Source organism: Shewanella sp. Choline-02u-19, from assembly GCF_002836205.1.
Lineage (GTDB): Bacteria > Pseudomonadota > Gammaproteobacteria > Enterobacterales > Shewanellaceae > Shewanella.
Window position 1 is genome coordinate 2,504,632 of sequence record NZ_PJBE01000013.1, and the last position, 25,094, is coordinate 2,529,725.

Sequence of the window (25,094 nt, forward strand, 5' to 3'; positions counted from 1 at the left end):
TCATGTTATATAGAATAGATAATGCAGGTAACATGCCAAAGAACATAAGTCATTATTATAAAAGGATTAGTGGAATTAAGGGTGTGACTTTATTGATAATAGGATAGGAATAATTAGCCAATACTACGAACTATTGGCTAATTATTACATTAGCAGATGAGTTAAAACAGGAAATTAAAAAATTGAACGACCAAGCGTTTGGCAAAGTGTCTCTAGCGCGGCAGTTCCAGCAAGAGAGTTACCATTAGCATCGAGTTCCGGTGACCATACACAAACAGACATATCCCCTGGAATAACGGCAATAATACCTCCGCCGACGCCACTTTTTCCGGGCATACCAACGCGATAAGCAAACTCACCAGCGCCGTCATATAAACCCGAAGTGGCTAACAAAGCATTTAACTGCCTAGTTTGTACCGGTGTGATCAGTTGTTTTCCAGCGAGGTTTTTACCTCTGTTAGCGAGGTATAACATTGCTTTAGACAGATCAGCACAACTCATTCTCAAAGAGCAATAATGAAAATAACTCTTAAGAACGGTATTAACGTCATTATTAAAGTTACCGAACGACTTCATCAAATAAGCGATAGCAGCATTACGCGCACTGTGTTGATATTCAGAATTAGCAACGACTTTGTCGTAACCCACTCTTGGATTGTCACTGAGCTCACGTACAATTTCTAACATTCGCTGCTTTGGCGCACCTAACCGACCTTGCAACAGGTCAGCAATGACCAAGGCACCCGCATTAATAAATGGGTTTCTCGGTAGCCCTTTTTCTAACTCAACTTGCACTAGAGAATTAAAAGATTGTCCTGATGGCTCTTTACCAACACGTGACCAAATTTCAGGCTCTTCGTAATGCATTAACGCCAGTGTTAAGCTAAATACTTTTGAAATACTTTGAATTGAAAAGGGCTCGAGATAATCCCCAGCCCCTATCGTGACACCATCTCTGGTGGTCACGGCTATACCCAGTTTATTAGCATTTACCTCAGCAAGAGCAGGAATGTAATCTGCAACTTTACCCTTACCTAAAAGAGGTCGTACTTTCTTCACGACCTCCTCAAGTAATGCCAATTCAGGCATTAGCTCCACCAAATATCGTATAGCTCACCGATTTCGACATCTGCAACAGGTTGGCCTTCGAAGAAGGTTTTAACTGCAGCTCGGTCTTCATCTGTACATTTACCGATATCTTGAGTAGCAATAATACCTTCCCACTCTTTATGTCCGCCGCCATGGAACCCAAGATCTCTAGGTTCAATAATTGTCTCGATGAACTGATCAACAATTGAATCAATCTGCTCTTCAGTTACAGACTCATTGAAAGTCCAGTTTGTATCGAATCCAAACTCTTGAAACTCATCAACGCGTAACTTTTTACGTAAACGACGACTGCGATTAGCTGCCATGGTGGAACTCCTCAATGGTGATAAATAAAAACTAAATTAACGAACTATATAACGCTTAGACACGCTCAAACATAAGGTCCCAAACGCCATGACCTAAGCGATGACCACGTGCTTCGAACTTTGTTAGCGGACGATGTTCAGGACGCTCAACAACATCACCTGTCGCCGATTGGTTTTTATAACCAGGCGCACTGTTCATGACTTCTAACATGTGCTCACTGTAGTTTTCCCAATCTGTCGCCAGATGGAACACGCCACCCACTTTAAGTTTGTTGCGGATAAGCTCAGCAAAAGGTGCCTGTACTATTCTACGCTTATGATGACGTGTTTTGTGCCACGGATCAGGGAAGAATAACTGCAACCTTGCCAAACTTGCATCGGCAAGGCTGTTTTCTAACACTTCAAGCGCATCATGATGATACACGCGCAGGTTAGTCACCCCAGCTTCTGCCGCGATAGACAAACAGGCGCCAACACCCGGCTTATGTACTTCAATACCGATAAAGTTTAACTCTGGAGCCGCTTTAGCCATTTCAACTAATGAAGCGCCCATACCGAAACCGATCTCAAGCACGGTGTCAGCTTCACGACCAAAAACCTCGACTAAATCGATAGGTTCAGGCGTATAATCTAGGCCCATGGCTGGCCATTGTTGCTCCAACGCTTGTGCTTGCCCTTTTGTAAGGCGGCCTTCTCTTAATACAAAGCTTCTTACTTTGCGAAGGTATTTACCTTCTTCATTGAATTCAGCGGTTGTTACTTCGCTCATTTTCGCCCTCGCTTAAGATAGCTATTAATTTTAAAAGAAAGGCATTATCCAAAGTTAGACCTTTAGCGCAAGCCTTATTGACGCAAAATTATACCCATTATTTCAGTTTGTGCGAGTTACAGAGCTACTTTTACAAAAAATACTCGATTAACGGGTCAATCTAGCGCTATTTCACCAGGCTCCCTCACGTTGAAAGCAAAACCGGCCCCCTTATCAATGAACAACTGCAACTTGTTTAAATCGCCACTGGTAGTTACACTGCGGCGATGAAAACTACCCCACTCTTTTCAGACCGAATTATTAGTTGGTACGATGTCCATGGTCGTAAGCAACTCCCCTGGCAGCAAAGTAAAACCCCATATAAAGTATGGATATCAGAGATTATGTTGCAGCAAACCCAAGTTGCCACGGTTATTCCTTACTTTGAAAAGTTTATCGCGCGCTTCCCAAACATCGACACTTTAGCGTCAGCAGACCAAGATGAAGTGCTGCATCACTGGACTGGCTTAGGTTATTACGCCAGAGCACGTAACCTTCATAAAGCCGCCCAACAAATAGTTGAGCAACATCAAGGTATTTTCCCTGTCGATTTTGATGATGTACTGGCATTGCCAGGTATAGGTCGCTCGACAGCTGGTGCTGTTCTGTCGTTATCGCTTGGATTAAATCACCCCATCCTTGATGGCAACGTAAAACGTGTGCTTGCAAGGCATGGCAAAATCGAAGGTTGGCCTGGCAAAAAACCGGTAGAAGATAAACTTTGGCTGCTCACGCAGCAATTAACGCCAAACGTAGAGATTCAAAAGTATAATCAAGCAATGATGGATATCGGCGCAACGGTATGCACTCGCTCTAAACCCAATTGCCCAGCTTGCCCCGTTGCAATTGACTGCCAAGCTCAACTCTCGGGCCGCCAGCTGGAATATCCAGGTAAGAAGCCTAAAAAAGTCATTCCGGTAAAAGCTGCATGGCTACTGGTATTAGAGCAGCAAAATAATGTCCATTTGCAAAAACGCCCACCGAGTGGGATTTGGGGTGGACTTTGGTGTTTTGCTCAATTTTCGACTAAAGATGAACTAGACGAGCATTTGAGCAATCAAGCGTACGATATTAGTCATCGCGAGGATTTGGTTGGCTTTAGACACACCTTTAGCCATTTCCACCTCGATATTCAACCCGTTTTAGTATCAATAAACAAGATTAGCGATAACCAGATCATGGAACAAGACTCCTCTGTCTGGTATAACTTACCTCATCCACCTAAAGTTGGTTTAGCCTCAGCGACTGAGCGGATTCTAGCGAGTTTAGGTTCTGTATTAAATAAGGAGTAATCATGGCTCGCACAGTAAATTGCGTATATTTTAAAAAAGAAGCTGAAGGCTTAGGATTTCAGCTTTACCCTGGTGATTTAGGCAAGCGTATTTTCGACAATGTGAGTAAAGAAGCTTGGACGCTTTGGCAATCAAAGCAAACCATGCTTATCAATGAAAAGAAACTCAACATGATGAATGTCGATGACCGAAAATTCCTAGAAGTGCAGATGGTTAACTTTCTGTTTGAAGGAAAAGATGTCGAGATCGAAGGCTTTGTTCCTGAAAAAGACGACGAATAGCACATATTAAAAAAGCGCCGAAAGGCGCCTTTTTTTATGGCTTACAACGTAACAATACGATTACTGACGCATACCTTCAACGACGAGGTTTAAGCTAACGTGAGAAGATGCTGGGCCTAAATCCATTTTAATGTCGTAATCTTTTAGCGCAAATTCAGTGCTACCGGTAAATCCAGCACGATATCCGCCCCAAGGGTCACTTCCCTCTCCTATTGCTTTTGCATCAATCGCTAATGGTTTGGTCACACCGTTTAAGGTGAAATTCCCCTTTAGTACAAAGTTACCATCACCTTTATCGTCAACCGAGGTAGATTCAAACGTCGCAGTAGGAAATTTTGCAGTATTTAAAAAGTCCGGACTACGTAAATGTTTATCACGTTCAGCGTGGTTTGAATCGATACTGGTTGTATTAATGGTGACATTGACCTTTGAATCCGCAATCTTGCTTTGATCAAATGAGAAGTCCCCTTCAAAAGTATTAAAACGACCTGCTACGAAGCTATAACCTAGATGGCTTACCCTAAACTCTATAGAGGCATGAGCACCTTCGGTGTCGATGACGTAATCTGCTGCTTGTGCCGTACTCACCATCATCAACGTTGTTGCCAATGCAGTTGCCAATAAACCCTTTTTCATTGTTATTTTCTCCATATAAAGATTAGTCATTTTTAATTTTGATTATTCTGAGTAGTGTTGAATCTTTATCGATAAAGTGATGTTTCAATGCACCAAGTGCATGGATCAGCACTAAACCGATTAAACTGTATGCTGCGTATTGGTGGATCACGCCGGCGATATCGGCTTGGTCTTCCATAAATACCCCAAGACTGGGTATTTCAAACCAATTAAATACCCATATACCTCGATCGTCAGCGGTAGAAATTAAGAAACCGCTAACCATAATGACAAGCAGAAGCAGGTATAAAACACCGTGCGTTATATGGCCTGCACTTCTCTCCCATCTTTTATGACTGGCTAAACTCTTTGGGTTGGGAGTGAACATTCGCCAGAATATTCTGCTAAGCGTCAGCAATAACAATATTAGCCCAACGCTTTTGTGTAGATATGGCGCCGTTTTGTACCATTCACTGTAATAAGTTAAATCAACCATCCAAAAACCAACGGCAAATAGGCCTATAACGGCTAAAGCAGAAAGCCAATGAAAAAGGATAGCGACTAGGCCGTAAGACTTTTTTGTATTTAAGAGCATTACGCCCCCTGAATTCATAAGATGAAATCATCATACATTCTATTTTAGGATATAAAATCAGCAAATATTGACCTTTACATTCTATTATTTCGAATGGTATTGCTTTTAACGGCACACATAAGCCTCACTATGCAGTGAGGTTTACGTTACTAGCGAAATAATGTGCCTTCTGCCACACCGTCAGTAATGCAGCTATTGTTCTTTTATTTAGAACTGCACACAAACTAAGCGAACAGTCACGCTAATAACAAAAAGCCCTTGCAGGATAAATCTCTGCGCTATAATATACGCGCACTCCAAACGATACAGGCTTTCAAAGCTTAGTTTGAAGTAACAAATCTAACGCATATATTTATATAGCTTAGTTGCCCGAATAGCTCAGTCGGTAGAGCAGAGGATTGAAAATCCTCGTGTCCCTGGTTCGATTCCGGGTTCGGGCACCAACATTTTATAATGAGTTTTTCTGTGTAAAGAGATAACTTATTAGCAAGATAAGCCGGCATAGCTCAGTTGGTAGAGCAACTGACTTGTAATCAGTAGGTCCCGAGTTCGACTCTTGGTGCCGGCACCATACAAACAAAAAAGCCACTCAATAGAGTGGCTTTTTTGTTTTCTAAACTTTCATTTTCTAAGCCTATCCCGTCCTCAGATAAGTTGACACTTTAGACCCCGATCCAGCAAATACCATCAATAGTAAGCATCCGCAGCTGATATTGAATATCTCGCTCCTCCACTACTCTTTTAATTAGTCGTGATATACAAGCAGAAAAAGGCTAACTGTAGTGGTCAACTAATTAGGTGGCCAAATTAACTATGCCACTACAAACTCACCTATAAACAAGCTCAAGAGCACCACTGCATTGTTTTTCTAGACTAATTAATCAGCAAAATAATAGCTTATAGTGATATTTTTGACTGTACGGCTATTTGTTAGGCAGTTATCGAAAAAAGCACTTGCGTGATTTAAAGCATCGCTATAATATACGCGCACTCCAAACGAGACAGGCTTTCAAGGCTTAGTTTGAAGTAACAAATCTAACGCATATATTTATATAGCTTAGTTGCCCGAATAGCTCAGTCGGTAGAGCAGAGGATTGAAAATCCTCGTGTCCCTGGTTCGATTCCGGGTTCGGGCACCAACATTTTATAATGAGTTGTTTAACTTATTAGCAAGATAAGCCGGCATAGCTCAGTTGGTAGAGCAACTGACTTGTAATCAGTAGGTCCCGAGTTCGACTCTTGGTGCCGGCACCATAAAAACAAAAAGGCCACTCATTAGAGTGGCTTTTTTGTATCTGGCGATTATCAGCTCAGTAACCATTATTGATGCGCTTTATAACGACTACAGACACTGCAAATTAGATTTTACTACCTCACCCCTCAATTAGCCCCAACTTCAACAGCACAACCGCCTCTCAACGCTAACATTAAACATTGCTGATATATGTATATCCAAGACAGTTGGACATTCAGTATTAAGTGGAAGTTTAATCTGCTTTAAGCAAGATCAATAACATGCCCTACACGACTGACATTCCCCCCATCCATGAAGAAAGCTTGGGTGGGTAATGATTGCAGCCTTGGAAAGGGAGCTGCATTCCTACATCCACACGCCAAGTGTTAAACTCGCGAAACGCCTCTTAAAGAAGTATTTCCAAGTCGTTTAGATATAACGGCACTTTCCTATGTTACAAAAACAAAAAAGGGAGCCAATGGCTCCCTTAAGGTTAGTGGGTTTTAACAAACATACTTACCAACTACGCATCTTATGACCCTTTAGGGCGTAGAACAAAATAAAGAGGTAGCAAGGTAAGCATACCCAATAAGCGAGCTGTGTATTCTCAGCAAAGTGAGCAACCTTACCAAATATCAAAGGTAGGATGGCTCCACCTGAAATCCCCATAATCAACAACGCTGAACCTTGCGCCGTGAACTTACCTAAGCCTTCAAGTGCTAAAGGCCAGATTGACGGCCAAACTAACGCATGAGCCAGTCCCATCATGGCTACGAAAGTAACAGTATTAGGAATAACGGGGATCCCGCTCCAGCCCCATAAAACCTCTGCAATCACAGTACTTTCTGCAGAACTCATTGTTACGCCAATAATGCATAAGATACCGGCAATCGCCGAACCTAATAACGCTTTTTCCTGACTAATGAACCTGGGGATACAAGTTACGCCAATAATGTAACCCAATACCATAAAGACCATTGTATAAGAGGTTAACGATGCGAAGTTATTCACCCCCAAACTAGCCCCATACAAACCAATCGTATCGCCAGCGATCACCTCGACCCCCACATAAGCAAAAAGAGCTAAAGCACCTAAGATAACTTGTGGGAAGTGGGTAATACTGCCTTTACTTTGATGCTCTGCAGCTTCTTCAAACTCTAATTCAGGTAATGATGAAAACTTAACTAAGCCAATGAGAAAAGTCAGTGCCACTGCCATATAAATATAGGGAGTTATCAATCTTGATGAGAGTTCGTTAATTTGCGCGGTACGTTCAACTTCGGTTAACGCCGCTAAATGATCTGCGGTAAAGTTTTCAAAACCAGACAAAACCAATGCCGTAAACAACAGCGGCACGATGACTCCTGCCCCTTTGTTAATCAAGCCCATGATACTAATACGCATCGCAGCACTTTCTTTAGGACCAATAAGCACCACATAAGGGTTAGAAGCAGTTTGCAAGATAGTTAAGCCAGTGCCTAATACAAACAATGCGCCTAAAAACAGCATAAAGTTCGCGCTCTGCGCAGCAGGAATAAACAACAACGAACCGACTGCCATGATAGCGAGGCCAATAGCCATCGCATTTTTATAACCCGTTCTTTTAAGTATCGACGACATCGGCAATGCCATCACTGTGTAGGCAATATAGAACGCAAACGTCACAAATAACGCTTGAAACTCATTTAGCTCACAAATAATTTTAAGGAATGGGATCAAAGAGCCGTTAAGCCATGTCACAAATCCGAAGATAAAAAAGAGCACACCTATAATGAACATAGGCAGAATACTGCTCTGAGGGCTGGCTTGGGCCTGAGTCGATGCTGTCATGTATTTCTACCTGCTTCTTATTGTAATTAAATTTATGATAACAGCGTGACTTGTTATCCCATCCTTCATTATATTGAATTGCCAACAACAGATTTATATCTGTTTTTAGTGTCTACCATTGGCTTTTGTTTCATTGATGTTAAAACATTGCGACCAAAAAGACAACGCTGTCATTTGTATCGTTTAACAATTTATATCCATAGAGGGACATTGCACTATCAACTATGCAACCACAACCGTTAAGCATCGTAATCACAACCCCTTAAACTTTGATGAAGATTGAGCGTTTATACATCCAATAAAGCACCAGCCATTGCACTAGTAATAACGCTATCACAGCGATAAGACTTTGAGCAGAAACGGGGAACCATTTTATCACCCCACCAAACAAGCTATCCGCGGTGTACTGCCAATTGACAATGCTTGTCGCTAAGTAGATCACAATAGCATTACAGCCAATCACGATAAAAGGAAATGCCCATCTGCTTAGCCTCATAACATCAATAACACCATAAAATAGCGCTAACAGCAGCAAGCTCCATCCAGAAGTCACCAGTACAAAACTACTGGTCCACAATGTTTTATTGACAGGAATGATGGGAGAGATCAACCAACCAATGCCTAATAACGCTAAACCTAGCGTGGTCATCACAGCGACTTTAAACCCTTCACCTTTCACATGTGATTTAACAATAAAATGACCGACAAACACGCCAAACAAGCCATTAACCACCGCCGGGATTGTCGATAAGATCCCCTCAGGATCAACGGCAGCATCTTGATAAATCACGCCAGGTAATAATAAGCTATCGATGGCCGCATTAATCGACCCTGTTGCAGTGAAGGCGCCAGAATTATCAAGGGTCAAAAAGGGGAAAAGCTGCAATAAGCTGTAACCAACCAAAATAGCGATCGTTAAGATCACTTGGGTTCTCAGGCTTGTATGCCAAACTAACAGCGCACAGAAAAACCAAGCAAAGGCAATGCGGCCCAATACACTGGCATAGCGAATATCACCAAGTGCCATTGGGAACCCCGTGCCCCAACCATGGTTATAGACCATGCCTAGCAACAACAATAAGGCTAATCGTTTAATCCCATGCTGATAAAGCGGCATACGCTCACGCATTGGCAGTTTATCTAGGCGTTTGGGCGATAGCCCAAGAGCCACACCAGATAAAAAGATAAACAGTGGGAAAATCAGGTCATAAAAAGTAAAACCATGCCAAGGGCTATGGTGCATTTGCGCGTCTAACCATTTAAAGCCACTCCATCCCGTGAGTAGCACAAGGCCTGCAAATATCGCCTCGCCGCCTAAAATCCAAAACATGTCAAAACCACGCAGTGCATCAAGAGACTTAAGCCTTACTTTTTGTTTTTTCTCGTTCGAGCAAGCCTGCGGCCGGGTGTCATTTATTATTGTCATTAGAAACACTCTTTAAGCAAGTAGATGAACTGGCTACTGCTAGCTCATCGTAGATAATAAAAAGCCCCTATAGCATGCGCTACAGAGGCTTAGAAAAAGCTAAGGCAACAAGTAGCCTTTACGAGCTTGCATAAATCAACTGACCCGCGATAAAGGTTTGCTGCACCTTAAACTGATCATTCATCACCACTATGTCTGCTCGCTTTCCTGTCGCAAGTGAGCCAAACTGCTGACTAATCCCTAAAAACTCTGCGGGATACATTGACGCCATTCTCAATGCTTCTTCTGCAGAGATATCTAACATTGAAATAGTATTTGCCACTGCACCAGCCATATCAAGGACACAGCCAGCAAGTTCGCCAGTAACGGCATTTAACCTATCACCGACACGTAATACTTGCGTGCCAAATAACTCAAAACTCACCTCGCCATCAAGCCCAACGGGTGGCATAGCATCGGTGACTAACATGACTTTTCCCCGCGGCTTGGCATTAATGGCCACTTTAGCAGCTGTAGGATGAACATGATGACCATCAACAATCAGTCCACACCAGGCATCAGTACTTTCAAGCGCCGCACCGACCATTCCAGGGTTTCGAGAACCAAAAGCAGACATCGCATTAAACAAATGAGTAAAACCAGTAGCGCCTGCATCTAATGCCGCTTTGACCGTATCATAGTCAGCATTAGAATGGCCAAGACACACTTTTACATCAGCCTTAACTAACGCTGCAATGACATCTGGAGAGACGTTTTCAGGCGCAAGTGTGACCACTTTTATGCCTAAGTCTTGACGGCTAAAAATATTAAGTTCGGCATCTGAAATACGCCTAATATGCGGCTGAGGGTGTACACCCTTTTTCGGTACCGATAGGTGTGGCCCTTCAAAGTGCACTCCAATCACACCAGCACTGCCATGCTCAATGGCATCAGCCACCGCATCCGCAGCTTGCTCCATAACACTAAAATCATCAGTAATTAAAGTGGGCAAATAAGCGGTTGTGCCAAACTTTGCGTGTGCTTGCCCAATCGCCTCAATTCCTTTCCTCGTCGGTGATGAATTAAATAATACGCCACCACCGCCATTGACTTGTACATCAATAAAACCAGGGGTAATGCTACCGTCAACCCGTGACTCTTTTGCGCCTTTTACGGTATCAAAAGCAAGAATATGTCCATCTTCAACGGTGACAGGTAGATCATGATGAAACTGCTGACCATCAAAAATACGGTCTGCGATTAATGTTTGCTTCATTTGCAACTCACTCTATGTATTGACGATACCATCAACGAAATAAAAACAGCTTATCGCGCCTATTTTTTAGCATGCTCCTGCTGGGCATAAAATGCAGCACCCCATTCTGGCGGTCTTAATGTGGGCGACATTCTAGCCGTGACGTCATCATCTAGCCATGGTGCTAGCGGCTCAGCTAGCCCACCAATCATCGAAAAACGTGGCGGTGTGATGGCAAAGAGCTTTCTCGCGAGCTCACTAATATAACTAGCACCTTCACGTACAATATCCTGAGCCACGCCATCTTTGCGCTGTGCAGACTCAAACACCATGCGCGCTAATTTGGCATAAGTACTAGAAGATTGACCTGCCAAATTCTCAACGATACCCATCGCATTATTAACATTGAAATGAGTAAATAGACGCGAGGTGAGTATGGTTTTTTCGCCGAACCCGTCCAAGTCTAATAATGCTTGTTCACTGGCTTTTTGCCCAAGCCAAGCACCACTACCTTTATCACCTAAGCCAAAACCATGGCCGCCTAAGCAAAGCTCTTTACCGCCAACATGAGCATAACCACAAGAGCCCGTTCCGGTAATGATGACTGCGCCATCGCCACCTTTGTGCGCGCCGATACAGGCAGTATGAAGATCTGTGGTGAGATACATGCAAGCAAATGGGTGTTGCCAGTCCATCACATCTTGGAAAAATCTAGAGACATTAACACCCGCTAGCCCCAGCCCCGCGATTAAACGCTTACTGTCTGTACTTTTAAGCCCTGCGTCAGCCAATGCAAGCTGAGTTGATTCTTCAATAGATTGGAATGTTTGAGCTAAACCATGCAAGGGATTTGCGCGCCCCGCAACACCGGTGCCCACAATGCTGAAATCGCCAGTATATATTGTTGCTCGACATTTACTGCCGCCACCATCAATGCCTATATACAAGGATGCTTCTTCCGCCTGGCCTATACCCATGACAAACCTCTTTATTATTTTAATATTTAGTGTTGAGCTGATCACTGCTCTTTACTAAGAAAGCCACTAAGTTAATCGTATGTTACAACACGAATGACAGCGTTGTCATTTGATTTTTCCATATTGCAATTAAAAACAATAAAAATGCAGTAGCGCCCCACCGTTACTGCATTTCAGCTTAGTAAATACTTACGTCGTTAAAGGTTTGAGGTAAATACTTTGTTACTTCACAATCAAACTACGACCTTTTCGCACACCGTCTGCAGCAATTGCTCTTACCTCAACGTCACCTTCGACCGCGACTCCGGCTTGATAGGCTTTCCATTTCTGCCCATTATCTCGATACTCAATCAATAAACCGGGATAGATTAGGTTTGCGTATAACTTGCCCTCTTTGATAACAGCGCCAACGGTGGGCACACGGTAGGCAATATTCGCCTTATCAAGCTTTATCAGTTCTTTATACCCTAAGGTATTCGCTATCGCCTGCCACTCTAACGCCTGTTGCTGACGCATTTCTGTCGTAAAGAAGCCACTTTGTTGATTGTAAACTGCACCTTGGTATTGATATGGGACTTCCCAGTTTGGTTGATGCCAAGCTTTCTCTGCCAGCATGATCACCCGGGGGAACATTAAATACTCAGCCACTTCGTCACTGCGAACCGTTTCGCTCCACAACTGGCCTTGAATACCACTGAATTTTGCAGTCTTTGATAACGGTTCGCTCAAGATTTTACCGTTTGCGTCACGCTTAACCCTGTCATCAGCTTCAAACGGCAATCCCTCAATATCGCCCCACTGCTCTGCATTGGCAGGCAAGTTCCCGCTCATAAAGCTGTGAACGCGCTGAGCATTATTATGCCTAATGCCCCAGTAGTAGCCATGCTCTTTGGGGTCGGCTTCATAGGGGAAGTCAAAGTAAAGTACTTCGGGCTGACTTAACACCACTTGCCAACCTAGATTCGCTTGTTGGTGTGCTCGCTTATGACCGCCATGGGCGACGATATCCCAAACGTTAGATTGAACATTTTTAGGCATATTTTCAGGACGAGTATGACTCATACCATCACTCCATCCTGCGGCTTTAATCCCTTTATCTGCCAACATTTGTGAAGTGCGCTCTATAAAATAGGCTCCAAGCTCACTGGTGCTTTTAACTCCTTTGTCGTTACTGGTAATAAACGCCTTACACATAGGTGATTCAAGCCACGCACCCGCAGTTTCATCAGCACCTATATGATATCGCGACAATGGAACGCCTGCAGTTTTATGCAAGTCCGCAATTTCATCAATGACTTTGTCGATAAAGTTAAACGTCGACTCCATACACACATTTAAGGTGTTATCGTCATAATATTGCACCGATGAATAAACCGTTTTGTCGTCACGGTCTGACAGTAAATATTGCTCAGCTTCTGCGGTTAAGCCAGCTTTCATCAGCTTACGATATCGCGCTTCCATTGATTTAATCGCTGCGCGTGAGTGACCAGGCATGTCCATTGATGGAATGACTTGAATTTGCCGAGCCGCTGCGTATTGCAAAATCTCAATATAATCAGCTTTAGAGTAATAACCGTTGACCTTTGTATCGCTAAAGGGCCCACTGCCCAATTGAGGCAACAAGCAGTTGTCCTCTTTTAAGTCGTGACAACGTTTGCTGCCAATATCCGTCAGTTCAGGAAGCCCATCAATCTCTAATCGCCAACCTTCATCATCAGCCATATGTAGGTGCAACTTGTTTAACTTATAAGCTGCCATTTGATCTAATAGATCGAGGATCAGTTTCTTACTGTGGAAATTTCGTGATACATCAATATGCATGCCACGAAAATCATAGCGTGGAGAGTCTTCCACCAGCATAGCGTTAACGGCCAGCGTATTGACATCAAGCAGTGATGTTAGTGAGGCTAACCCATATGAAAATCCCGCCTCATCATCGGCATAGATAGTGATCAGCTGTGGATTAATATCTAGTTGATAACTGCCAGAAACCCCTTTAATTGACAGCGGTAATAGCGTTATTGAGATACCATTTTCAGTTTCAAGCACACCCACTCGAGCCAAACGGCTAACTGCAGCGGCAATAGACTTTGGCGCTACTTCATTATAAGTTAGCTTGATCCCTTGTTTTAAAGAGACAGGTTTATCAGTACTACGAACTTCAACTTTACTCGGCGTCGGTAGAATACGGTTTTCAGCTAATTGAGGGTTCGATTCAGTCGCTATATTGTTACGATATAGAACACTCGATGTGGCCCACTCAACGGTATCGGCCGCCGTTCGCTTATAGTGTTTTACAGGGTCAGTAAAATCACTGACATAGGGACGGGTTTCCATGCCAGTTTCAGGATCTATGTGTACCTTAGTACTCTCAATTAATATTGGTTCTGAACCATTAGCAACGATATAGTAGTTCGGCATTGCGTCTGTTTCTGCCAGCTGCCAATTATCGCCTCTAAACTGAATCGTCTTTGTGTCGCCTTTGACCACACCTTTAAAGCCAATTGACGGCTCAATTTTATACAGATCACCTTTGATGTGGGAAATGGTAAATTCATCACCGACGATGGATTGAATCGGTCGCATCTGAGAAAAGTAAATGGCCCAATCTTTACTTTGAACATCGATAGGAAAAGTAAGGTCTATCTCAGCCACAAAGCACTTTCCACCACCCGCGACTTTGTCACATTGTTCATCAGCGACATTGGTTACCACGCGATAGGTCACCGCCAGAGATTGACCGATAATATCGAGTTGTTGCTGCGTCAATGCGTCAGGGGAGCTGATGCTAACATCACTAGCCACAACGGTTTCAACATCCTTTTGAGCACATGCAGTCGTTGCCAATACCAGGCTAACGGCCGCCACTATCAATCTTGTTTTCATTACTACCCTCTATTATATATTTTATAGGTGGAACGATTTCATCAAGTCTCGCAATTTCTCCCCCTGGTGAAATAACCGAACACTCGATACTGCATGTTTTTCACTATCCATTGATGCTCAACCTGACACTGCAACTAACTCACCCAAACTGCCCAATATTCCAGCTGTTACTTCAGTCTCGCAGCACTGGCGATATCTAAGTTCATATGGTTAATATTAGATACAATTATGGCCACGTTACCTAGCAAAACTTTAATCTCTTTAGAGTGAGACACCGCGTTATTAGACAAGCTTTGGCTAGATCGTATTATCGAAACCGTTTCTGTCACGCTATGCTGAACCCGCTAGATCATTTTTTGGATTTCACCCGTTGCTTGTTATGTCTGACTCGCCAAGGTTCTAGCTTCATCTATATTGCCTACCAGCGACTCTTCAACTTTACACTTTTGCTTCATCTCGGTTGCCACAACTTTAGCTTGATACTGAGATAGGTATCATTAGGCTAGCGCTATTATTAATATATAACCGAGTCAAATGGGTCTCGCTGTCCTAATAAAAAAATGGCCGAGCACTTATCAAGTACTCGGCCCACATTAGTTTCCGGGGAGAGACTATAGGAATAACAAACGCTATTTTATTTGTTAAAAAACACGAACTAGGAGACCTCATCCTATTCATGAAGACCTTACAAACAACTTGTCACACAAGCAGATGACAACGCTGTCATTGGTAAACATACACAAAGAGAAACAAGATATCTACATTTTTTTGACATCTAATGTGTGGTTTTTTAAAACAAAATCATTGATTAAAAGTAAAACTATATAAAAACAGTAACTTAATAAGTTTAAAATGATTATCTGAACACTAAAAAGCCCAATTAATAACAGTTTTGATATATCCACGTCACTTAAAAATGTGTTTATGCGGGCGTTTAATGCAACCTAGCGAAGTAATGATTGTTTCACTGATAAAATGAATACTACAGAATAAATTCCGCCCTAAAATCATAGTGTCACCAAGCAACGAAGGCATGGAACAGTCCTACTTCTTATTACCGACAGAGTATAGCCAGCGCACGAAAGCAGAACGCGGTATCTTTTCATTATTGTTGAATAGATAATTTAAAAAGGAAATAACCACTCCTAAACCAATATTTACCGGTTGTTTGGGCCTGTTCCCCGCTAAGTTAAAGCTCTTTTTCGTAATGTGGATAATTCGCTTTCGAATAAAGGTGTTGATTGATAAATAGCTACAGCGTCAATTGCTAAGCCAACACTCTTAAATTCGTTGCTTTCAGCTCTCACCTAAAGCAGTTACATTTATCATAGCACCTCAAATTGACAGCGCTGTCAAAACGCGCTACAAATACTTCACAAGCGATAAACATCTTTAGCTTATCTATTAGGTAAATAGTACTTTGAGCCCAAGTGTTATTGCATAATAAATAGAATAAAAAGCTATATAAAATAGTGAAAAGGATTAATAAACAATGAGTAAAAGTATTGCCCCATTAAACTCAGACAAACACCTTCAGATTAAGATTACCGAATCAACAGATTACCGAAGATTTGCAGATCAACACCTTATTCCAGTGGTATTCCATGAGTTTCATCATTTAGCATCAGAGTTTCCGCTAGTTTTTGTAAAAAATACTGAAACTGGGCAGTTTATTCCGGTCGCACTAATGGGGATTAAAAACGGTGTTAACTTGTATTGTCAGCAAGATAATTGGCTGCCTGTTATACGACCATTAGGTTTTAATAATGCCCCTTTGTCATTGGTAAAAACCAATGAACAAAGTGAAGATGTGATGGTTTGTATTGATGAAGATAACAAGCTGATTGTGGACAATAGTGGTCATAGACTTTTCAATGACAATAAAGAGCAATCTGAATATCTAAAATCCCGAACTCAAGCCCTTTTAGATATAGCATCATATAGCCAACAAACGGCCAATATTTGCCAGTTTTTAGCGTCGAAAGCGCTACTCACACCTAAGCAACTTAGCGTTAAATTATTAAAAAATGAGCAAGTCATTAATGTTGATGGTGTTTATATCGTTGATGAGAAACTGCTTAATAATTTAAGCGATGAAGAGTTTTTAGTTTTGAAAAACAAAGGGCTTCTATCACTCATCTATGCTCATATCATCTCTTTGCAACAGCTTCCTAGACTAATAGAAAAACAAAACCAGTACGATAAGAGTCAATAATTTTATATCGCGTCTCTGTCGCAGTGAAAGCTTAACATTCACTGCGACTCGCGGCTTAAAAGCTAAAGCTTCTGCAATCCGTATTGTTTAATTTTCTCAAGTAGTTCTCTGTGATTGGGTAGCTCTTTAACCAATTGCCTAGTCACTTCCTCTAATCTTTGGCCCTGCTTCTCGATATGAGCTAATTCATCAGGTAGCGAAATCTTGCAGTTGGGTGTTTTATTCATTCCGAACAAAACATATAAATAGTTTTCTAAATCAAAAACTTCGAACTTACTAAAGAAATCTTCACGATTGGGAGCAAAATCTTGCCATAGTGATAGACGTTTGATTAGTTCTACAGACATGGTTTTTGGATCACGATTATCGATCCAAAATTGCGAGTCGCTGCGATCGGACAAACAATAATGCAGCTTAATAAAATCAACGACGCGTTCCCATGCATACCCCATCACATGATTAAATCGGTCTCTCACTGCCGTCAACTGGGTTGCTGATGCAGGAAATCTATTCGCTAAAAAACCCGCTGCAAAATCAGTTAATAGAATAGAGGTGGCCTCTAAGGGTTCTAGAAAACCTTGTGCTAAACCAAGAGCAACGCAATTTTTTTCCCAAGAGCGCTCTCTATAGCCCACGGTCATTGGCAAGGTGCGATGTTGATATTCTGCGAGCTTGCCACCTAGATACTTATCTAGCTTTACAAGTGCCGTGGCATCATCCATGTACTTTGTCGAGTAGACAAAGCCCACGCCCCTTCTGTGACTTAAAGCTATGTCCCAGATCCATCCGGCTTGATGAGCGGTTGCAATGGTAAAAGGTGGAATAACAGAGTCAGCATCAGTGGGCACTTGAACCGCGATAGCCTTATCGACAAATAGCTGCTCTGCTTTACTGATAAACGGCACATGCAATGCTTTATCAATCAACAGAGAGGCAAAACCACTACAGTCGATATAAAAATCAAATTCGAGAGTGCCCGCGGTATCGGTCACTAGTGATTTAATTTCTCCCTCAGTACCCATAATCACATCGTTTACATTTGCACTGATATGTTTGACATTAAAATTGGCTTTTGCATTAACGCCAAGTAACTTAGCAAACTTAGCTGCGTTTAAATGATAAGCGTAACCTAAGTGCCCTTTATATTCTGCATCACTGATTGTCTTAGGGCTTTTATAGGCTTCACAGACAGCATGTTGTGGAGAAACAGCCTCTGCGTATGTTCCGGTCTTTCTTGACAACCATAAACGGGTTAAACCTTCAGTAACAGGACCTGGCATATCGAACAGATGATGATAAAAGTTATTCTCAGGATGTTTTACTTTATCCTGCCAATTAGCGAATTTTATTGATTGCTTAAACGTCACATCACAACAACGAATAAACTCCGTTTCACTAATCCCAAAACTCTGTAATGACTGGCGTATAGCAGGAACAGTGCCCTCTCCGACCCCTATGGTAGGAATATCGGGCGACTCGATAAGCGTAACTGAGAGATGTTCATTACTAAGTGCTGCTTTGCCTAAATGATTTGCAGCAAGCCAGCCTGCCGTTCCGCCGCCAACAATGGCGATTTTTTTAATATCCATAAGATGTCTCCATATTAATTAGCGGCTAAATCAAACAATAATGTCTGCAATCTGACTTTCAAATAACACAGATTATTGGGATGAATTCGCTTCTATTCATCATGCATATTCTCTAACAAAAAACCCAGCTAATGCTGGGCTTTTATTAAATGTAATTTATATTTAGAAACGTAGCGCTACACCAACCTTATAACGAGCTTCGCCTTCAAAGCTCCATGCTGGGTAACCGTTTTTAAGCTCTGGTTTAACTTCAGCAGCATCTGGTGCGACACCAAGTTGAACACTGTCTTCTTCAAGCAAGTTAACCACTTCAAACGTCACTGATAAGTAATCAGTAATATTGTAGTTAGCACTCAAATCGACGGTTCCATAATCTTGGTGTTCACGGTTGCCGTAGAAACCTGGTAGCTCACGGATCATGTATTCACTACGCCAGTTATAAGCAACTCGAGCAGAGAAGTCTTCCATCTCATAATAACCCACTAAGTTTACGGTGTGCTTAGAAGAGTCAGAGAAGACACTCACTTGATCAGGGTAATTGTCAGCCGGAGCATCAGAATCTGCAAACGTATAGTTAGCTGAATAGCCTAAACCATTTTCAAATGAATCTTGAAGCTGAAGTTCAACACCTTGGATTTGGCCACCAGTACCGTTTTTCTTGGTTGACTTGGTCCAGCTATCTACACCAGAATCTGGGTCAACAATACCAATGCTCTGGTTAAGAATTTGGTTTGAGGTGACGAATGAACTGATATCTTTAATAAAGTAAGTTGCCGCAACAATACCGTCTGGGCTGAAGTACCACTCGACACCTAAGTCGGCTTGAGTCGCTTTAAAAGGTTCTAGTGCTATATTACCAGTGTTCACAACTTCGTTGCCCGCAGTGCCATCCGCATAACCCGCTAAAGCGGATGAGGCAAACATATCACCATAGTTAGGACGAGAAATAACCTGTGAAGCAGAGGTACGAATAATTACATCTGGTGCAACGTCAAATGCGACGTTAACACTTGGAAGTACATCGCTATAACTTGATTCCAGAGTGCTTAAACCATCGGCGTAAGAACCGTCTGATTGGAGGTTATAGTAATCAGAGGTTGCATCAGTAGAGATATAACGTAGACCAAAGTTACCGCGGATCCCGTCAGCTTCAAAATTAGCCATTAAGTATAATGCTAAGTTCTCTTCGCTAATCGTACCGTAACCTGACTTATAAACGGTGTTGTCTTTATCAAATCCAGAGATTGCCGCATTCGCATCTTTAAGCATTGCATCTAAATTTGGTTTAGGCAGTGTAAAACCGGCACCTGATGACACGGTACCTGAGTAATACTCAGATGCATCTTTTGCTGCAATATCAGCATTGACGATCCCAGGGAATGTTTCCTGCTTTACATCGTGATCAGTCCAACGCACACCCGTCTTGAATGAAGTAATAGCACCAAGGTCTACAGGAACAGTAACATCAAATTGTGCGTATGTTTCTTCATCTGAATTAGGCTGTTTCTTTAAAGACCAACCCGCTGGTGCCAATTGGCCTTTAAAGTCTTCAGCGCCAAATGATTTCTTAGCAATATCAATATTAATAACATCGCCAGTTGCATCGTATGTACCAGCATAATCTGCCGCATCACCAAGCCAGAAACCGTAGTTTGAAGTCATGTCAGTACCACCTTCAGACTTGGTGTTACCGACACGGCCTTCTAACGTATAGCTGTCAGCATCGTACTTAAAATCCAAATCATATGTGTTTGAATCCATGCTCGCTTTACGGGCCCAGGTCTGTGCCCAACCTGGATTTGCGCCTTTGCCATCTCGGCGATAAAAAGTACAGGTGCCTGATGAATTTTTTTGCTCACATGCAGCTTCTTTATCATCTGGGAACATAGTGAACAATGATGTATTAGCATTGTTTGCTTTCATATCAAGCGTCATGATACTTAAGCCAAACTCCAAATTGTCTGTTGGGCGGTATTGGAATGCACCATTGATAGCTGTACGTTCTCTATCTTGCTCAAAAGTTGTTGGAACAATGTCACCCCAACCGACGAGAGATTCGATACCATTGCGCTGATAAGATGTTTCTGACGCTGCTGCAGAGACTAAGAAACCAAAGCTCTCATTTTCATTTTTCCAGCTATATAAGCCAGAAAGTTCTGGATCTGTCTCTTCAGAAATAGTGCCGTAGTCGGCTTTAGCGCTGATGAAAATTGAATTGGAATCAAGATCTAACGGCTTACGGGTTTTAACAATTACCGTACCACCGATACCGCCTTCTGCGATATCAGCTTGAGAAGACTTGTATACTTCAATTGCACCGACCATTTCTGGTGGTAGAAGTGAATAGTTGAAACTACGGTCAATAGCTTGTTGGTCATACCAACCCGTAGAGGCAACTGAATGTCCGTTAAGCAATGTGCGTGTCAACTGGCTAGAAGCGCCACGAATTGAAACTTGCTGGCCTTGTCCAAACTGACGGTTTACAGCAACACCAGGAATACGAGCCAGTGACTCACCAACATCACCGTCTGGGAACTTACCGATATCTTCAGCAGTTACCGCATCAACAACTGAATCTGAAAATCTTTTTGCGTTAATTGACGCTTTCATTGATGCACGCATACCACGTACTTCAATTTTTTCGATATTTTCATCTGCTGCGACAGTTGCATCAGCATCAGCTGCCATGGCAGACATAGATACTGCGCTTCCGAGGAGTAGCGCAATGTTTGTAGCTAGTACATTTTTCTTAAAAGTAGATGGTCGCATCTCGTTTCCCTTCCATAACTTATTATATTTATTTTTATATCCATAACCATTCCCCAACCGGAATGACAACGCTGTCATGACTAGAGCAAACATTACACAATATTTAACAGCGACGCCACAACAAAATAACCATCGCGTCGATTATATTTATAAAAAACAACATGCGAGTAGAATGCAAAACATCATTAATCTTTAAATACAATCAGTTATACTGGGTGCGAGATTCAATTTTAGCTGTGATGTTTTTTTATATATGGGTAATAGATGCAAAAAATAGCCGCTGATGATTGCTAATTACTTCAAAAGTTCGCACTATACGGCTAAATTCGATAACAAATATTGTCGCCACACCTTCAAATGTTAGCGGTATGTTATCTACAAGATATGATTGCCATGCTCTCTTATTAACGAGAAATCAGCTTTATGAAAGTCACTATTAATGATGTCGCTAAACACGCTGGCGTATCGATAAAAACCGTCTCTCGTGTCACCAATAACGAGCCTTCGGTAAAGCAAGCAACGATAGATAAAGTTAATGAAGCCATTCAAGCATTAAATTATCAACCCAACCTTGCGGCAAGAAGCCTAGCAGGAACAAGCTCTTACGTTATTGGTTTTGTTTATGACAATCCTAACGCCTACTATATTATTGATATGCAAAATGGTATTTTGTCTGCATGTAAAGATCTTGGCTATGAGCTGTTGATCCACCCTTGTGACTCAAAGTCTGCAGATATTTGCGATGAACTAATAAAGCTGGTTAAGCACAATAGGTTATCGGGTTTAGTCCTCACTCCTCCTTTATCAGAGGATCCGGTAATATTGGCCGCACTTGATAAAATAGATGCCTGTTATGTACGCATTATTGCAGGTGAAAAGCTTGAAGATAATAATGGCCTAGCAGTGCTGGTGGATGATAAATCTGGCGCGATATCTATCACACAACATTTAATCGATCTCGGTCATAAACAGATCGCATTCTTAAGTGGTGATGAACAACATGAATCGACTAAAGAGCGTTTAGCCGGTTTTAAGCAAGCACTAAGCAACAATAATATTGCGATTAATAATAACTTCATCATTGATGGACAATATTCGTTTGAATCGGGGGTCGAAGGCGCTAAAAAACTATTAAGGCAGTCAAAAAGACCTACCGCTATCGTCGCTTGTAACGATGAAATTGCCGCAGGGGCATTGTTTGCAGCACGACTTGAGGGAGTTGATATACCAGCAGACATTTCGATTGTCGGCTTTGAGGATAGTCCTTTTTCACGTCAAACCTGGCCTAAACTGACCACAGTGCATCAGCCCAACGAAAAAATTGCACATATCGCTACTGAGTTATTAATCGCCAAGCGTCGCGCTCAAGCGTCAGATCAATCGAGAGTATTTGTGCCAGAGCCAGTGATTAGAGATTCTTCAACCTCGCCTAAAAAGTAATCGCCGTCTTTTCGCATGACTTGCTCGCTAAATCATGTGAAAGGACAGTAATATTGTTATACCGCTTCTTCGTTTTCTTCGCCTGTACGTATACGAATGACTCTTTCAACATCAGTCACAAAAATCTTACCATCACCGATTTTTCCCGTACGAGCAGTATCAACAATAACGTCAATCGCTTGATCGAGTTGTTCATCTTGAATAACCAGTTCAATTTTTACTTTAGGTAAAAAATCGACCATATACTCCGCGCCGCGATACAGCTCAGTATGACCTTTTTGACGTCCAAAGCCTTTAACCTCAGACACCGTCATTCCGTTAATTCCAATCTCAGCAAGTGACTCACGTACATCATCTAACTTAAATGGTTTAATAATAGCTTCGACCTTTTTCATCGTAAAACTCCTAACAACCTGCTGAATTAACTAATTTAGTAACTATCTAGCTTAACATGCAGCCACAAAACTCTGTAGTCTAAAGTGATTTTGTGCCGACTTTAAAAATGAATGCTGTCTTCTTATAACGGAACAATCTAAAAAATCAACCTAGGTTGAGCTAACACGATCACTATACTGCCTAAAGTTATTCAAAAGCTATCTAGTCGCAGGATGCGATATAGCTTGTTCAGGGAAGATACAACATGATTAAAAAGAAGCATGGCTTTACGTTAATCGAGCTTATGGTCACATTAGCCGTCAGTGCTACTTTAATAGCCATTGCGGTACCGTCATTTACCGCTCTATATGCTTACATTAGAGCAGATACTAATATTCGAAAGATTCAACAATCTATTCAACTTGCAAGGAACCACGCTATTACATACGGGATAAGGGTAACCGTTTGCCCAATAGAGCATCAACGCTGCTCAGCTAATTGGCATGAAAACATTAGTATATTTACCGATACAGGCCAATCTAACATTATCGATGGTAATGATAGATTAGTTTACTTACTGGGCCCGTTTAACCCACGAGACACGATCGTTTTCAACAGAGTATCAATTAAATTTCAACCCGATGGACTTGCTGCGGGTTCTAATGGCACTTTAAAATATTGCCCCGATTCCACACGAAGCTCATACGCAAAAGCCATCGTTATAAACCGTTCAGGTAGAGCCCGCTTTTCTTCACGTAATGATATCGATTGTTCGCAGTAAATGAGTCTTTTCCTTAGATGCCAAAAAATCAATAATAGCCAAAAAAATGGCGATTATATTAAGCGCTAATTTGCTAAAAATTAGTGTAAAGTTACTTATACTGAACCTGAAGATTTGACAGGAAATAGTCATGGTAACAAAGATAAAAGGATTCACACTGGTAGAGCTAATGGTTACCATCGCCATCGCGGCAATACTAATTACAATCGCAATGCCCTCATTAACCTCTATGTATGAAGCTATGCGCAGTGACAGTGAAGTTCGAAAACTGCAACAAACATTCGCTTTTGCTAGAAATCAGGCAATTAGTTACGGTTTAGATGTTACTGTTTGCCCACTGGGCACCGACTTGAATACTTGCGGCACTAAATGGATAAAGGGCATTACAGTCCTATATGATAATGCGGGCTCAAATGAATCACTCAAAGTCATTAATGAGTTTAACTCTCAAGACACGTTAACCTTTGCGTCAAACTCTATTGTTTTTAGTCCCGATGGATTAGCTTCCACGTCAGGCACCATGACTTACTGTCCCGGTGGGGCAACAAGTTCAAATTGTAAGTCATTGATACTAGCTGTATCTGGCAGAGTTAATATTCCCGACTAATCAATATTTACCGGACTGTTAATTCATCTTGTTTTTGCGCCTTTTTAGACGCAAAAGCATCGTTTATCGCGACGCACTCTTCTACATCTTGGATAAAGACTTTACGTCCTTTTTTGTCTGAATATTGTTTACTCGGCAAACTGGCCATCTTCAATTCAAACTCTTTTATCGGCCAGTTATAAAATAAAACTTTGTTACCCGCTGATGATTTAATAAAGCACTTATAGTCCATTTTTTCAGTTCTTGGCAATGTTGCCGCCCATGAAAAACTAGGCAATAGTATCGCCAGTAAGCATAAGTTAATGATCTTCATTTCCAACACTCCGCACTTGGTCCTTTAACCCCTATATCGGTCAAAGTAATTGTCTGACAAGTTGAATCTCTGCTTTTCTGTGCCCCTTCAGCAGATGCTGTAATCGTAAAACTATCACCACCCGTTGAAGCCACGCTGTAGTGTCCATTTTCCGTCACATATGAAGCAGAGAGACCCAACTTAGTTAAATCTGTGGTGTAGGCCCTATTATCTAAGTAGTACTGCTCCTGTAAATTAGAGATATTCAATACTGCCGTCACGCCGTCAGAACGGCCTGCTTTAGTCACATAATCGGTATAAGACGGATACGCTATCGCCGCTAAAATACCAATAATTGCGACAACAATCATGAGTTCTATTAGAGTAAACCCATGGATTACGTGTTGGTCTAGCTTTCTTAAATCATTCATTC

Annotated in this window: 21 protein-coding genes and 4 tRNA genes; 10 read left to right on the top strand and 15 right to left on the bottom strand. The window is 41.9% G+C overall.

Annotated features, from left to right (window positions below; genetic code table 11):
- Positions 1–174: 174 nt before the first annotated feature.
- From glsB to trmB, 3 genes are read right to left on the bottom strand one after another with little or no spacing between them, the layout of a single operon-like run.
- Positions 175–1,089: a glutaminase B gene (gene glsB / locus CXF83_RS17535; RefSeq protein WP_101090411.1), complete on the bottom strand. Its 915-nt coding sequence runs from the start codon at positions 1,087–1,089 to the stop codon at positions 175–177.
- Complete coding sequence (locus CXF83_RS17540; RefSeq protein WP_101090412.1) at positions 1,089–1,415, bottom strand: 50S ribosome-binding protein YggL; 327 nt, start codon at positions 1,413–1,415, stop codon at positions 1,089–1,091. Before CXF83_RS17540 ends, glsB begins: the two co-directional genes overlap by 1 nt.
- Positions 1,416–1,470: 55 nt before the next feature.
- Positions 1,471–2,184 carry a tRNA (guanosine(46)-N7)-methyltransferase TrmB gene (gene trmB / locus CXF83_RS17545; protein WP_101090413.1) on the bottom strand — a complete coding sequence of 238 codons (714 nt, stop codon included), beginning with the start codon at positions 2,182–2,184 and terminating at the stop codon, positions 1,471–1,473.
- 266 nt (positions 2,185–2,450) lie between these two features.
- Here trmB and mutY point away from each other — a divergent pair, with 266 nt between their 5' ends.
- Together mutY and CXF83_RS17555 are read left to right on the top strand one after the other, a co-directional pair.
- Positions 2,451–3,515, top strand: a complete 1,065-nt coding sequence (gene mutY, locus CXF83_RS17550; protein WP_101090414.1) for an A/G-specific adenine glycosylase — start codon at positions 2,451–2,453, stop codon at positions 3,513–3,515.
- Positions 3,516–3,517: 2 nt separating this feature from the next.
- Complete coding sequence (locus CXF83_RS17555) at positions 3,518–3,796, top strand: oxidative damage protection protein (RefSeq protein ID WP_101090415.1); 279 nt, start codon at positions 3,518–3,520, stop codon at positions 3,794–3,796.
- 60 nt (positions 3,797–3,856) lie between these two features.
- On the opposite strand, the gene CXF83_RS17560 is transcribed toward CXF83_RS17555, so the two are convergent.
- A complete protein-coding gene (locus CXF83_RS17560) occupies positions 3,857–4,432 on the bottom strand; it encodes a YceI family protein (protein WP_101090416.1) in 576 nt (191 codons plus the stop codon).
- Between the two features lie 22 nt (positions 4,433–4,454).
- Positions 4,455–5,006, bottom strand: coding sequence for a cytochrome b (locus tag CXF83_RS17565; protein WP_101090417.1), 552 nt, complete (start codon positions 5,004–5,006; stop codon positions 4,455–4,457).
- A gap of 367 nt (positions 5,007–5,373) precedes the next feature.
- Between CXF83_RS17565 and CXF83_RS17570 the strand changes: the two genes are divergently transcribed.
- The 4 genes from CXF83_RS17570 to CXF83_RS17585 all read left to right on the top strand — a co-directional run bounded on the left by CXF83_RS17570 (position 5,374) and on the right by CXF83_RS17585 (position 6,260).
- Positions 5,374–5,449: transfer RNA gene (locus CXF83_RS17570), tRNA-Phe, on the top strand.
- A 52-nt stretch (positions 5,450–5,501) separates the two neighbouring features.
- Positions 5,502–5,577: transfer RNA gene (locus tag CXF83_RS17575), tRNA-Thr, on the top strand.
- A gap of 492 nt (positions 5,578–6,069) precedes the next feature.
- Positions 6,070–6,145, top strand: a tRNA-Phe gene (locus tag CXF83_RS17580).
- A 39-nt stretch (positions 6,146–6,184) separates the two neighbouring features.
- Positions 6,185–6,260: transfer RNA gene (locus CXF83_RS17585), tRNA-Thr, on the top strand.
- Between the two features lie 496 nt (positions 6,261–6,756).
- Here the strand turns inward: CXF83_RS17585 and CXF83_RS17590 are convergent.
- The 5 genes from CXF83_RS17590 to CXF83_RS17610 all read right to left on the bottom strand — a co-directional run bounded on the left by CXF83_RS17590 (position 6,757) and on the right by CXF83_RS17610 (position 14,593).
- Positions 6,757–8,070 (bottom strand): sugar MFS transporter, encoded by a 1,314-nt coding sequence (locus CXF83_RS17590; RefSeq protein WP_101090418.1) that lies wholly within the window; start codon positions 8,068–8,070, stop codon positions 6,757–6,759.
- Between the two features lie 262 nt (positions 8,071–8,332).
- On the bottom strand, positions 8,333–9,487 hold the full coding sequence (gene nagX / locus CXF83_RS17595) for a transmembrane glucosamine N-acetyltransferase NagX (RefSeq protein WP_443018866.1): 1,155 nt from the start codon (positions 9,485–9,487) through the stop codon (positions 8,333–8,335).
- 127 nt (positions 9,488–9,614) lie between these two features.
- The gene (gene nagA, locus CXF83_RS17600; RefSeq protein ID WP_101090420.1) at positions 9,615–10,751 is read right to left on the bottom strand and encodes an N-acetylglucosamine-6-phosphate deacetylase; all 1,137 of its coding nucleotides are present in this window, start codon (positions 10,749–10,751) and stop codon (positions 9,615–9,617) included.
- A gap of 59 nt (positions 10,752–10,810) precedes the next feature.
- Positions 10,811–11,707 carry an N-acetylglucosamine kinase gene (gene nagK, locus CXF83_RS17605; protein ID WP_101090421.1) on the bottom strand — a complete coding sequence of 299 codons (897 nt, stop codon included), beginning with the start codon at positions 11,705–11,707 and terminating at the stop codon, positions 10,811–10,813.
- 222 nt (positions 11,708–11,929) lie between these two features.
- The gene (locus CXF83_RS17610) at positions 11,930–14,593 is read right to left on the bottom strand and encodes a family 20 glycosylhydrolase (RefSeq protein WP_101090422.1); all 2,664 of its coding nucleotides are present in this window, start codon (positions 14,591–14,593) and stop codon (positions 11,930–11,932) included.
- 1,492 nt (positions 14,594–16,085) lie between these two features.
- Between CXF83_RS17610 and CXF83_RS17615 the strand changes: the two genes are divergently transcribed.
- Positions 16,086–16,808: a SapC family protein gene (locus CXF83_RS17615; protein ID WP_101090423.1), complete on the top strand. Its 723-nt coding sequence runs from the start codon at positions 16,086–16,088 to the stop codon at positions 16,806–16,808.
- A 62-nt stretch (positions 16,809–16,870) separates the two neighbouring features.
- Here the strand turns inward: CXF83_RS17615 and CXF83_RS17620 are convergent, their stop codons facing one another.
- Complete coding sequence (locus CXF83_RS17620; protein ID WP_101090424.1) at positions 16,871–18,397, bottom strand: tryptophan halogenase family protein; 1,527 nt, start codon at positions 18,395–18,397, stop codon at positions 16,871–16,873.
- A 162-nt stretch (positions 18,398–18,559) separates the two neighbouring features.
- Positions 18,560–21,166, bottom strand: a complete 2,607-nt coding sequence (locus tag CXF83_RS17625) for a TonB-dependent receptor (RefSeq protein ID WP_101090425.1) — start codon at positions 21,164–21,166, stop codon at positions 18,560–18,562.
- 423 nt (positions 21,167–21,589) lie between these two features.
- On the opposite strand from CXF83_RS17625, the gene CXF83_RS17630 reads away from it, so the two are divergent.
- Positions 21,590–22,606, top strand: a complete 1,017-nt coding sequence (locus CXF83_RS17630) for a LacI family DNA-binding transcriptional regulator (RefSeq protein WP_101090426.1) — start codon at positions 21,590–21,592, stop codon at positions 22,604–22,606.
- 56 nt (positions 22,607–22,662) lie between these two features.
- Here CXF83_RS17630 and CXF83_RS17635 read toward each other — a convergent pair whose 3' ends face one another.
- Positions 22,663–23,001, bottom strand: coding sequence for a P-II family nitrogen regulator (locus CXF83_RS17635; protein ID WP_101090427.1), 339 nt, complete (start codon positions 22,999–23,001; stop codon positions 22,663–22,665).
- A gap of 245 nt (positions 23,002–23,246) precedes the next feature.
- Here CXF83_RS17635 and CXF83_RS17640 point away from each other — a divergent pair, with 245 nt between their 5' ends.
- Positions 23,247–23,762, top strand: a complete 516-nt coding sequence (locus CXF83_RS17640) for a GspH/FimT family pseudopilin (RefSeq protein WP_101090428.1) — start codon at positions 23,247–23,249, stop codon at positions 23,760–23,762.
- Positions 23,763–23,892: 130 nt separating this feature from the next.
- Entirely contained in the window at positions 23,893–24,369 is a 477-nt protein-coding gene (locus CXF83_RS17645; RefSeq protein ID WP_101090429.1) for a GspH/FimT family pseudopilin, read from the top strand.
- Positions 24,370–24,376: 7 nt separating this feature from the next.
- Here the strand turns inward: CXF83_RS17645 and CXF83_RS17650 are convergent, their stop codons facing one another.
- Together CXF83_RS17650 and CXF83_RS17655 are read right to left on the bottom strand one after the other, a co-directional pair.
- Positions 24,377–24,682, bottom strand: a complete 306-nt coding sequence (locus CXF83_RS17650) for a TapY2 family type IVa secretion system protein (protein ID WP_101090430.1) — start codon at positions 24,680–24,682, stop codon at positions 24,377–24,379.
- On the bottom strand, positions 24,679–25,092 hold the full coding sequence (locus CXF83_RS17655; RefSeq protein WP_101090431.1) for a type IV pilin protein: 414 nt from the start codon (positions 25,090–25,092) through the stop codon (positions 24,679–24,681). The genes CXF83_RS17650 and CXF83_RS17655 overlap by 4 nt, the downstream gene beginning before the upstream one ends.
- Between the last annotated feature and the right edge of the window lie 2 nt (positions 25,093–25,094).

Excerpts from the sequence above, each read along its gene's own strand:
- trmB (WP_101090413.1), bottom strand. The coding sequence starts at position 2,184 with ATGAGCGAAGTAACAACCGCTGAATTCAATGAAGAAGGTAAATACCTT.
- CXF83_RS17555 (WP_101090415.1), top strand. The coding sequence starts at position 3,518 with ATGGCTCGCACAGTAAATTGCGTATATTTTAAAAAAGAAGCTGAAGGC.
- CXF83_RS17655 (WP_101090431.1), bottom strand. The coding sequence starts at position 25,092 with ATGAATGATTTAAGAAAGCTAGACCAACACGTAATCCATGGGTTTACT.
- CXF83_RS17640 (WP_101090428.1), top strand. The coding sequence starts at position 23,247 with ATGATTAAAAAGAAGCATGGCTTTACGTTAATCGAGCTTATGGTCACA.
- CXF83_RS17635 (WP_101090427.1), bottom strand. The coding sequence starts at position 23,001 with ATGAAAAAGGTCGAAGCTATTATTAAACCATTTAAGTTAGATGATGTA.
- CXF83_RS17560 (WP_101090416.1), bottom strand. The coding sequence starts at position 4,432 with ATGAAAAAGGGTTTATTGGCAACTGCATTGGCAACAACGTTGATGATG.
- CXF83_RS17645 (WP_101090429.1), top strand. The coding sequence starts at position 23,893 with ATGGTAACAAAGATAAAAGGATTCACACTGGTAGAGCTAATGGTTACC.
- CXF83_RS17565 (WP_101090417.1), bottom strand. The coding sequence starts at position 5,006 with ATGCTCTTAAATACAAAAAAGTCTTACGGCCTAGTCGCTATCCTTTTT.
- CXF83_RS17620 (WP_101090424.1), bottom strand. The coding sequence starts at position 18,397 with ATGGATATTAAAAAAATCGCCATTGTTGGCGGCGGAACGGCAGGCTGG.
- CXF83_RS17590 (WP_101090418.1), bottom strand. The coding sequence starts at position 8,070 with ATGACAGCATCGACTCAGGCCCAAGCCAGCCCTCAGAGCAGTATTCTG.
- CXF83_RS17610 (WP_101090422.1), bottom strand. The coding sequence starts at position 14,593 with ATGAAAACAAGATTGATAGTGGCGGCCGTTAGCCTGGTATTGGCAACG.
- CXF83_RS17650 (WP_101090430.1), bottom strand. The coding sequence starts at position 24,682 with ATGAAGATCATTAACTTATGCTTACTGGCGATACTATTGCCTAGTTTT.
- CXF83_RS17615 (WP_101090423.1), top strand. The coding sequence starts at position 16,086 with ATGAGTAAAAGTATTGCCCCATTAAACTCAGACAAACACCTTCAGATT.
- mutY (WP_101090414.1), top strand. The coding sequence starts at position 2,451 with ATGAAAACTACCCCACTCTTTTCAGACCGAATTATTAGTTGGTACGAT.
- CXF83_RS17630 (WP_101090426.1), top strand. The coding sequence starts at position 21,590 with ATGAAAGTCACTATTAATGATGTCGCTAAACACGCTGGCGTATCGATA.
- CXF83_RS17625 (WP_101090425.1), bottom strand. The coding sequence starts at position 21,166 with ATGCGACCATCTACTTTTAAGAAAAATGTACTAGCTACAAACATTGCG.
- glsB (WP_101090411.1), bottom strand. The coding sequence starts at position 1,089 with ATGCCTGAATTGGCATTACTTGAGGAGGTCGTGAAGAAAGTACGACCT.
- CXF83_RS17540 (WP_101090412.1), bottom strand. The coding sequence starts at position 1,415 with ATGGCAGCTAATCGCAGTCGTCGTTTACGTAAAAAGTTACGCGTTGAT.
- nagK (WP_101090421.1), bottom strand. The coding sequence starts at position 11,707 with ATGGGTATAGGCCAGGCGGAAGAAGCATCCTTGTATATAGGCATTGAT.
- nagA (WP_101090420.1), bottom strand. The coding sequence starts at position 10,751 with ATGAAGCAAACATTAATCGCAGACCGTATTTTTGATGGTCAGCAGTTT.